This window comes from Myxococcus sp. CA056 (assembly GCF_013336715.1).
Lineage (GTDB): Bacteria > Myxococcota > Myxococcia > Myxococcales > Myxococcaceae > Myxococcus > Myxococcus llanfairpwllgwyngyllgogerychwyrndrobwllllantysiliogogogochensis.
This window is the reverse complement of record NZ_JABUMT010000071.1, coordinates 1-382: the sequence shown is the minus strand read 5'-3', so window position 1 is coordinate 382 and position 382 is coordinate 1. Positions and strand designations below refer to the sequence as shown.

At 59.7% G+C, this 382-nt stretch carries 1 protein-coding gene; it reads left to right on the top strand.

Features of this window, described 5'->3' with window-relative positions; genetic code table 11:
- The coding region (locus tag HUA76_RS44865) for a lyase family protein (protein ID WP_254614922.1) at window positions 1-382 on the top strand (382 nt) is incomplete at both ends.

Sequence of the window (382 nt, the reverse complement as noted above, 5' to 3'; positions counted from 1 at the left end):
ACCTTCGCCAATATCGATCCCATTATTGAGGAATATGTCGCCGAGAAGATGGGATTACAGGTCGAGCCCGTTTCGACGCAGGTGATCCCGCGCGACCGGCACGCCATGTATTTTGCGATTTTGGGCGTTGTTGCGTCATGCATCGAGCGCCTCGCCATCGAGATCCGCCACCTGCAGCGCTCGGAAGTGCTGGAAGCGGAGGAGTATTTCTCGGAGGGCCAGAAGGGCTCATCGGCGATGCCGCACAAGCGTAACCCGGTGCTTACCGAAAACCTCACCGGCCTCGCGCGCATGGTGCGCGCTTATGCGCTTCCGGCGATGGAAAATGTCGCGCTCTGGCATGAGCGGGACATCTCGCACTCATCCGTCGAGCGCATGATCG